General features: G+C 49.4%; 10 protein-coding genes. 6 read left to right on the forward strand and 4 right to left on the reverse strand.

Annotation, left to right across the window (positions count from 1 at the left end):
- Nucleotides 1-301, reverse strand: a 301-nt coding sequence (locus BZG83_RS16930) for a hypothetical protein (protein ID WP_206744373.1), incomplete at its 3' end; no start/stop codon positions are given.
- A 569-nt stretch (nucleotides 302-870) separates the two neighbouring features.
- Nucleotides 871-2,502 (reverse strand): glycoside hydrolase family 13 protein, encoded by a 1,632-nt coding sequence (locus BZG83_RS14825; RefSeq protein WP_077481673.1) that lies wholly within the window; start codon nucleotides 2,500-2,502, stop codon nucleotides 871-873.
- Between the two features lie 223 nt (nucleotides 2,503-2,725).
- Between BZG83_RS14825 and BZG83_RS14830 the strand changes: the two genes are divergently transcribed.
- The 5 genes from BZG83_RS14830 to BZG83_RS14850 all read left to right on the forward strand — a co-directional run bounded on the left by BZG83_RS14830 (nucleotide 2,726) and on the right by BZG83_RS14850 (nucleotide 7,964).
- Entirely contained in the window at nucleotides 2,726-3,649 is a 924-nt protein-coding gene (locus BZG83_RS14830) for a LysR family transcriptional regulator (protein WP_077481675.1), read from the forward strand.
- A gap of 221 nt (nucleotides 3,650-3,870) precedes the next feature.
- Nucleotides 3,871-5,373, forward strand: coding sequence for a glucose-6-phosphate dehydrogenase (gene zwf, locus BZG83_RS14835; protein ID WP_077481677.1), 1,503 nt, complete (start codon nucleotides 3,871-3,873; stop codon nucleotides 5,371-5,373).
- Complete coding sequence (gene pgl / locus BZG83_RS14840) at nucleotides 5,370-6,095, forward strand: 6-phosphogluconolactonase (protein WP_077481679.1); 726 nt, start codon at nucleotides 5,370-5,372, stop codon at nucleotides 6,093-6,095. Before zwf ends, pgl begins: the two co-directional genes overlap by 4 nt.
- 11 nt (nucleotides 6,096-6,106) lie before the next feature.
- Nucleotides 6,107-7,555: a decarboxylating NADP(+)-dependent phosphogluconate dehydrogenase gene (gene gnd, locus BZG83_RS14845; RefSeq protein WP_077481681.1), complete on the forward strand. Its 1,449-nt coding sequence runs from the start codon at nucleotides 6,107-6,109 to the stop codon at nucleotides 7,553-7,555.
- Nucleotides 7,556-7,682: 127 nt separating this feature from the next.
- The gene (locus BZG83_RS14850; protein WP_021023566.1) at nucleotides 7,683-7,964 is read left to right on the forward strand and encodes a DUF134 domain-containing protein; all 282 of its coding nucleotides are present in this window, start codon (nucleotides 7,683-7,685) and stop codon (nucleotides 7,962-7,964) included.
- A gap of 31 nt (nucleotides 7,965-7,995) precedes the next feature.
- Here the strand turns inward: BZG83_RS14850 and BZG83_RS14855 are convergent, their stop codons facing one another.
- Both BZG83_RS14855 and vapB read right to left on the reverse strand, forming a co-directional pair.
- Entirely contained in the window at nucleotides 7,996-8,415 is a 420-nt protein-coding gene (locus BZG83_RS14855; protein WP_241825760.1) for a type II toxin-antitoxin system VapC family toxin, read from the reverse strand.
- On the reverse strand, nucleotides 8,408-8,701 hold the full coding sequence (gene vapB, locus BZG83_RS14860; RefSeq protein ID WP_415752728.1) for a type II toxin-antitoxin system VapB family antitoxin: 294 nt from the start codon (nucleotides 8,699-8,701) through the stop codon (nucleotides 8,408-8,410). Before vapB ends, BZG83_RS14855 begins: the two co-directional genes overlap by 8 nt.
- 109 nt (nucleotides 8,702-8,810) lie before the next feature.
- Between vapB and BZG83_RS14865 the strand changes: the two genes are divergently transcribed.
- Complete coding sequence (locus BZG83_RS14865) at nucleotides 8,811-9,326, forward strand: NifB/NifX family molybdenum-iron cluster-binding protein (protein WP_077481683.1); 516 nt, start codon at nucleotides 8,811-8,813, stop codon at nucleotides 9,324-9,326.
- Nucleotides 9,327-9,400 lie beyond the last annotated feature (74 nt).

Raw genomic sequence — 9,400 nt, forward strand, 5'->3', positions numbered from 1 at the left:
GTTGTAGGGTTAATGTCCATAAGGAGCGAAGCCTTATAAGTGGCGCTTGCGTTTGTGCACAGCAGTAAAAGGCGCCGCCTTTGCAGCGTAGAAAGTGAATCGTATTGGAAGATTCGGCGAGTTCATCGTCTAATAAATCGGTATTTAACCCCGCTGATGCGATGACGGATTGCAATATACTGGTTGAAGTTTCGTCAACCAGATTATCAAGACGTTCGCTTGCTGCGATAACATCTTTAAGTTTGCCAGATTGAAACAGATAAGACTGTATCGATTTGGCTTCGAACAAGTATACAAACATACACTCAGTCCTTTTGGTAAGCCCAATAAACTAATAACAAAATTGTCACTAATATTAGCGTGTTGAACGCTTCGGTTGCTGAACGCGATAGCGCACGCGAAAATTAAATAGAATAAGAGTAAAATAAGTCTGTGACTAATACTGCGTTCAATTTATCGGTAGTGGTGCCTCAATAAGTGACTACTATCACGTCATCGATAATATTGATGTTAATACGATGGTTGAATGGCTAAACATTCCGCAATGACAGGTATATCTCTGCATTGACTCGTCACTTTTTTAACCTTGGCGACTATCTTATCTATTATTTTGACGGTTGGGCGTATTCACCAATTGGTGAAATTTTTGCGATTGCTTTAAGGCGAGTGCGAATTAATATTTCATCGGTAGGAGAAGTTTTCATGAACCGATAGCTGCCTTTGTTTGACTGCTATTGTGCTGTGATGATTTCTCATACAGCTCGAGTGACTTAGATATTGAGTATTATTTAGTCTTGTAGCCTAGGTCCAGAGATGTTTCTAAACCTAGGCTTTTTTGGTGAACTTATCCATGCGATACGATGGGAGGCGTTAATCAATCACCGCAAACGACTCGTAAGGAGCCAGTTTGTAGGTAGTGCTTAACTGTTTGACCGGATCCATGTTGTAGCTAAGGCAGGTTAAGTCCTTATCGCGCCAATGCGCGGGGAGGGTGATGGTTTGTTTATGCTCGCTAAAGTTGCTGACTACCAAAATACGGTGGGTATCGTCGAAGCGCTCGTAAGCCACCACGTTAGGGTGTGATTCTTCCACAGGCGCAAACTGGCCGTGTACGATCACTGGATATTGCTTGCGCAGCTTGATCAGTTCACGGTAGTGATAAAGTACAGAGCCGCTATTTTCAGTTGCCCGTGCCACATTGATGGTGGTGAAGTTAGGATTAACCGGTAACCACGGAGTTCCTTGGGTAAAGCCTGCCTGCGGTGCGTTCTCCCACTGCATCGGGGTACGGGCGTTATCGCGGCTGTTTTGGTATACCGCCTCCATCATGGTGTCTGGATCAACGCCTTCAGCAACACGTAAATCGTAAAAATTGCGGGTTTCGATGTCTTGATAATCGTCGATAGACGGGAAGGCGACATTGGTCATCGCAATCTCTTCCCCTTGGTAGATGTAGGGCGTGCCTTTCATCAAGTGCAAGGTGGTGGCGAGCATTTTTGCCGAGCGGGTTCGATATTGGCCGTCGTGACCAAACTTGGACACCGCGCGAGGCAAATCGTGATTGTTCCAAAATAGTGAGTTCCAACCGCTATCGGCCAGCTCTTGTTGCCATTTGAACAGCACCTGTTTGAGTGCGGCGACATCCAGAGGCACGGGCTGCCATTTATCGCCGTCTTTCCAGGTAGCGGTAATGTGTTCAAATTGGAACACCATGGAGAGTTCATTGCGTTCCGGTGCGCTATAAAGTTTGGCGATCTCCGGCGTTGCGCCCCATGTTTCGCCGACGGTGAGCAAGTCTTTGCCGCCAAATGTGGCCCGATTCATGGCCTGTAATAGAGGGTGAAGGCGCGGGCCATTGCCGGTAATGCCTTTGTCGATTTCTTTGCCAATTAAATCAATCACATCAAGGCGGAATCCGCCAATGCCTTTGTCAATCCACCAGTTCATCATCTTATACACGGCGTCATGGACAGCAGGGTTTTCCCAATTCAGATCGGGCTGACGCTTGGAGAACAAGTGAAAGTAATACTGCTCGGTGTTTGGCTCCCATTGCCATGCGCTGCCACCAAAAATTGAGCCTTGATCATCGGGTGCACTGCCATCGGGTTTGGCATCGCGCCAAATGTAAAAGTCGCGATAAGGACTGTTTTTGTCGTGAAGCGCGGCTTGGAACCAAGGGTGTTCGTCGGAGGTATGGTTGACCACCAAATCCATCACGATTTTGATGCCAAGCGCGCCGGCTTTATCAATCAAGCGCGTCATGTCTTCCATGGTGCCAAATTCAGGCGCGATCGCGCAGTAATCGGAAATGTCGTAGCCATTGTCATCCATCGGCGATTGATACACCGGTGATAGCCATAACACATTGACGCCGAGCCAATGTAAGTAATCGAGTTTCTCGATAATTCCATTAAGATCGCCAATGCCATCACCATTGGTGTCGTAAAAACTGCGTGGGTAGATTTGATAAACAACGGCATCATGCCACCAAGCGTTCTGCATACCGATTACCTCTTATCGACAATAAAAATCCTCAAAGCCTCAGCTTGAGATGTGGCAAACAGCCTAGCGCGCGAGCAGTGCCAAGAAAAATAGGCGTAACGCTTTTTGATATAACCTATTGGCTATAGTTAAGGTGACAACAGATTAAAAATCGGCGATATCATTGAATCGTGTATCCCTATTAGGCTATAAAGTAAGCCGCTAAATTGTGAGTGAGTGCGGTATGGATGTAGAAAAAGTCGCCGGCTACTTTATTGCGGTAGTTGAGGCAGGGGGTATTAAAGCGGCTGCGTTGCAGTTAGGGATCAGCCAACCTTCATTGACGGCACAGATCCAAAAGCTGGAGCAACGTCTCGCATGTCAGCTATTGGTCCGTCACCCTCGTGGCGTCAGTATGACAGCCGCGGGAGAGCTTTATTATCAGCATGCCACCGCACAGCATGCTGCGCGGCAACGACTTCATGCCCAGCTTCATGCTTTGCAAGCGCGTGAAGCGGGACAAATAAAGCTTGGCACTGGGGAGGCGTGGTGGCCTTTGTTTGTTAAACCGGCAGTGCTTGATTATCAAGCCGATCGCCAGTGTGCGGTCCACATCGAATTTGGCAATCGCTTGGCACTGATGGCATCGCTGCTTAGTGGCGATGTGGATGTGTTTATCGGTCATGAAATTGACGATCTGGTTGCAAGCCAGCAAGTGCGCTTTATGCCCTTGTTTCAGGACGCGGAAAGCTATTATGTGGCTGATAACCATCCGCTACTCACAGACATATCGACCCGCATCGACCCTCAGCGTCTGAGTGATTGGCCCTTGATGCGTGTCACCCCTGATCATGCCCGGCATGCGCATTTACTTGCCAACCCGATTACACCTGCCACTTGTGCGCACACCGTGGTGTTTGATGTTGATGCGCTGAGCGCCAGTATCGATCTGTTGCACGACACGCAAGCGGTGATGCCCTATACCAGCAAAGCCGACACATACCTCGCCAGTCAGGGTGTGAGAGTGCTGACAACCCATCCCTACAAAACGGGTAACGTCGGTTTATATACTCTGCGCAATGCGCGGCATGAGAAAGTCGAGGCACTGATCCAACAGCTGTGTGACGCTGCTCAGCAGATGGGCACTCGACCATGTCATACCAGTTAGGGTAAAGCTTATTGAGTAAGAAAGTGCTAGACTAGACCGCCTTTGTAGCACACTGGCTGGGAATGCTGAGTTCTCAATGTAGGGATGAACAAGGAACAGCCGCCAGATTCAGTGGTTACAACGATGGCATCAATAGGTAGCGCCAATTACCAATTTGGCCATAGCGCTGCTAATTTGTGGCGCAAATCACATGCAGTACCTTTATTATCAAAGGAAAGATGATGGTAATTCCAGAAAACAGCAGCATTGTTATTTTTGGTGCATCTGGCGATCTGACCTTCCGTAAGCTGATCCCAGCCCTGTACCATTTGTATGCGAACAAACAGCTGCCTGCGTCTTTCGCAATTCTAGGCGCAAGCCGCACCTTCTACAGTGACGAGTCATTTCGCGACAAATTACGTCACTCCATGCAGGAGCTAGAGAAGACCGATCCTGCTACACTCGACGCCTTTATGGCGCATGTGCATTATCAGTCGTTTAATATCTCAGATACGCACGAATACCACCACCTAACCGAGCGGTTAGATGTGTTGGCCGATCAGTATGGTTTCACCCAGCGGAACACGCTGTTTTATCTCGCCACGCCACCAAAGCTTTACAATTCGATTCCTGCCAGCTTGGCTGAACACGGCCTCAATGACGAGAGCACCGGATGGAAACGCTTGGTGGTCGAAAAGCCATTTGGTTATGACTTAGCCTCCGCGCGCCAGCTCGACAAAGACATTCACGCCCACTTTGCCGAACATCAGATTTACCGCATTGATCATTACCTAGGCAAAGAAACAGTACAAAACCTGCTGGTTTTCCGTTTCTCCAACGCGATGTTTGAACCGCTTTGGAACCGTAACTTTATCGATTATGTAGAGATCACCGGTGCGGAGCATCTGGGTGTAGAAGGCCGCGGTGGTTACTACGATCAATCGGGTGCGGTGCGCGATATGTTCCAAAACCACTTGCTGCAAGTGCTTGCACTTGTGGCGATGGAGCCGCCTGCACAAATCAATGCTGACGCCATGCGTGATGAGGTGTTTAAAGCACTACAATCACTCGAACCATTGTCTGATGATGATCTGACTAACAACTTGGTGCTTGGCCAGTACACAGAATCATTAGTGGGTGGCAATGCGTTACCGGGCTATCGCAATGAGCCAGGTGTTGCGGAAGACTCGCGTACTGAGACTTATGTTGGCCTGAAGATGTTTATCAACAACTGGCGTTGGAACGGGGTGCCCTTTTATGTGCGCACCGGTAAACGCTTGCCAACTCGCGTGACCGAAGTGGTGATCCACTTTAAACAAACTCCGCATCCTGTATTCGGCAAAAATGCCCCTGAGAACCGTTTGGTGATCCGCATTCAGCCCGACGAAGGCATTCAAATGAGCTTTGGCCTTAAAGAGCCGGGCGCCGGCTTTAATGCCAAAGCCGTGAATATGGACTTCCATTACGCTTCATTGGAAGAAACCCAGATGTTGACCGCGTACGAGCGCTTGTTGCTGGATGCGCTTAAAGGCGATGCCACCTTGTTTGCGCGCAGTGATGCGGTCGAAGCTTGTTGGCAGTTTGTTGAGCCTATTCTGCAGTACAAAGAAAATGACAAGGCCTTGTTTGGCTATGCCTGCGGAACATGGGGACCGAAAGAAGCGGATCAGTTGCTGGAGCGTGATGGCCATGCTTGGCGCTTCCCCTGCAAAAACCTGACTGACACGGAATACTGCGAATTATGATAAATGCCCGAGTTTTTGATGATGCCGACGCGGTGGTCAATCATTTAGCCGACACGATGCAAGCGCTGAGCGAGCAAGATCGTGCCGTGCACATTTCGCTTTCTGGCGGCAGCACACCCAAAATGCTGTTTAAGCGTTTAGCCAGTGACGATTATGCCAATGCGATTCAGTGGCAAAACCTGCATTTTTGGTGGGGCGATGAGCGCTGTGTGGCACCGGATGATGCCGAGAGTAACTTCGGCGAAGCCAATAAGCTGCTGTTTAGCCACATTCGCATTCCGGAAGAGAACATTCACCGTATTCGTGGTGAAGACGATCCGGACGTGGAAGCGGCGCGTTTTAGTGCCGAAATGCAAGCCTTGATCCCAAGCGAAAACGGCACGCCTGTGTTTGATTGGATTTTGCTGGGCGTCGGTGGCGATGGCCATACGGCCTCACTGTTCCCGCACGATCCTCAGTATGACAATACCGCGCTCGCGCTGGTGGCTTCGCATCCTGAATCGGGGCAAAAGCGTGTATCAAAAACCGCCCGTGTGCTGCGCGCGGCGAAGAAAATCAGTTATCTGGTGTTGGGTGAAGGCAAACAAGCGATCGTGCATGAGATCGCCACACATGAGCCTACCCAACTGCCATATCCTGCCGCCAATATCCGCAGTGCCAAAGGCACCACGGAATGGGTACTCGATGCCGCGGCAGCAAAAAAATTACCAGAACAGAATTAATGGAGAGCACGATGAAAGGTGATATCGGCGTAATTGGTTTGGCGGTCATGGGCCAAAACCTGATCCTTAACATGAACGACAACGGCTTTAAAGTAGTGGCGCATAACCGTACCGCGGCCAAAGTCGATGAATTTCTGGAAGGCCCAGCGAAGGACACCAACATTGTTGGCGCTTACTCGTTAGAAGAGCTGGTTGAAAAGCTCGAAAAACCACGCAAAGTGATGCTGATGGTTCGTGCAGGTGCCGTTGTAGATACCTTTATCGACAAACTGACGCCATTGCTTGACGAAGGTGACATCATTATCGATGGCGGTAACACCAACTACCCAGATACCAACCGCCGCGTGGCAGCACTGCGTGAAAAAGGCATTCACTTTATTGGTGCCGGTGTGTCTGGCGGTGAAGAGGGTGCCCGTTTTGGACCGTCTATCATGCCGGGTGGCTCTGAAGAAGCGTGGCCAGCTGTTAAACCTATCTTCCAAGGCATTGCCGCGAAAACCGACGCCGGTGAACCATGCTGTGATTGGGTTGGACGTGATGGCGCCGGCCACTTTGTGAAAATGGTGCACAACGGTATCGAGTATGGCGACATGCAGCTGATCACCGAAGCGTACCAGTTCATGAAAGACGGCCTTGGCATGAGCCATGACGAGATGCAGCAGGTATTTACCGACTGGAATAAAACCGAGCTGGATAGCTACTTAATTGAAATCACCGCAGACATTTTGGGCTATAAAGACCAAGACGGTGAGCCATTGGTTGAGAAAATTCTCGACACTGCAGGCCAAAAAGGCACCGGTAAATGGACCGGCATCAACGCGCTGGATCTTGGCATTCCGCTCACTCTGATTTCTGAGTCGGTTTTCTCTCGTTGCCTGTCGGCACTTAAAGATCAGCGTGTCGCGGCAGAGAAGCTGTTTGAAAAACACATCCAGCCGGTTGAAGGCGATAAAGCCGAGTGGGTTGATGCGCTGCGTCAAGCGCTGCTGGCGTCAAAAATTATCTCTTATGCGCAAGGTTTTATGCTGATGCGTGAGGCATCAAACGAGAATGGCTGGGATCTGAACTACGGTAACGTCGCACTGATGTGGCGCGGTGGCTGTATTATCCGCTCAGCCTTCTTGGGTAACATCCGTGATGCGTTTGATAAAGATCCTAACTTGGCCTTCTTGGGCTCAGATGCTTACTTTAAAGGGATCTTGGATAACTGCTTGGCAGCATGGCGTAAAGTGGCGGCGAAATCGATGGAAACCGGTATCCCAATGCCATGTACTACCTCAGCGCTGACCTTCTTGGATGGCTACACCACGGCACGCTTGCCCGCGAACTTGCTGCAAGCACAGCGTGACTACTTCGGTGCCCATACCTATGAGCGTATCGATCAGCCGCGCGGTGAGTTCTTCCACACCAACTGGACAGGTACCGGCGGTAATACCGCGTCTACCACGTACGACGTGTAACGTACGGCGTGTAACGTGGCAGGCTAAGTCACTGTCCATAGCGATAAATAGAAAAGGGATGCGCTGGCATCCCTTTTTGTTGGCATAAGCAAAAAACTCACTTAGCATAGGCAAAAAAGGAGACCCTATGCCGCGTCCTAAAATGCCCCGCCGTATCTGCGGGAAACCCCATACCAACTGTTTTAAACCCAACGCCATTCCACTCAGTGAGCTAGAGACGGTGACCATAGGTTTGGATGAGTTCGAAGCCATGCGCCTTGTTGATCATCAAGGTATGCAGCAACTGCAAGCGGCGGAAGTCATGGGCGTATCTCGTCAAACGTTAGCCAACCTGGTTAAACGCGCCCGCGCCAAAACCACCGCCTGCCTCGTAGAAGGCAAAGCACTGGTGTTTGAGTCAGAAGAGTAATTCGACATGAGCCGTCGTTACGTCAGCACTATTAAGCCCAATCTTCAAGTTTCAGTCCTTCAACACGCTGAAACTCCCTCGTATTGTTTGTGACTAGCACACAACCAGTCGCAATGGCGTGACCGGCAATCGCGGTGTCGTTTCCGCCAATAGGGGTACCTTTATTCATTAGGTTGCGCTTAACTGCAGTTGTCGCGTCAACGGCGGCTTTATCCCAAGGTAAAATCTCATCGATTCGCTGAAGAAAAGCATCAACAAGCACGGCATGTTTTGGTGATGCTTTTTTTCCTAACAACCCGTATTGCATTTCTTGATAGGTAATGGCTGAGATAACAATGCGATGTTGATTGCCGACAACAGTGTGAAGCTTTTTCAACACCGGTTTGGGTTGCTCTCTCATAATGAATGAACAAATACATGTATCAAGCATGTAGTTGATTTTATTAGTCAAAGTTGAACCGCCCCTCGTCTTTGATCAGTTCCTCGCGATGGGTCATGAAATCACTATCAGCCTTTTCGATCTCGCCAAATGAGAGCCAACTTGGTCGAGCTGGGCGTAAGGTGATGACATCCCCCTCTTTATGAATTTCAAGCTCATTAACACCGTCAAACTCAAAATCCTTTGGCAAGCGTACCGCTTGGTTCTTGCCATTTTTAAAAATGGATATTGTTCTCATAGGGTCCTCGGTCGGCAGGCGTGTGCTTAATCTCTTTTCAGTATAATTTTTGCGCGGCATATGTCAAGCATATGCAATATTCTTTATCGCTTTTAATCTCATTTATTGCATATGCCAAAAATAAAGCGTATTTTTGGCATATGCTATTTATATAAAGAGAGAACGGAAGATGACAATTGCTATTGCGATGAACCAAAACCGCCCTGCGGGACATTTTATGAAGGCCGAGCACTTTGCGCTGTTTGACGACGATGGCCAAGCACTCGTTCAGTTCGCCAATCCACGTGTAACAGAAGGTTGCGGTGCCAAAAACGCCTTGATAGCGATGCTGAAAGCTAACCAAGTAACGCGTGTGGTGACACGCCATATTGGCGAGCATGCGTTAGCGGGATTACTTGATGCTGGCTTACATGTTTATCAGTTAACCAATGGTCGTCTAAATCCCACTCAGTGGTTATCGCCTGCGTACTGGCAACCGCTTACGGATGCGAGTCAAGGACGACCGGCGTTGCAGCGAATGAAGCAGCAATCCCAACTTCGGAAAGGAGCGTGTCGTGCTGATCGAATGTGCGGGTGTGGTTCTAAACGAAGTGGGTTAGGTTCTGAGCATCGCGGATGTGGTAATAGGCAAGGTAAAGGTAAAAGCGGTCACGCCAGTGGACAGGGTTGCGGTTGCCATGACTGAATTACGTGTGATGCCGCCACGGTCGCATCATCAGTGTGTAGCTTGCAGTGACAATGGGCTGTTTAATCTTAGAT

This window comes from Salinivibrio sp. PR919, assembly GCF_001995355.1.
Classification (GTDB): Bacteria; Pseudomonadota; Gammaproteobacteria; order Enterobacterales; family Vibrionaceae; genus Salinivibrio; species Salinivibrio proteolyticus.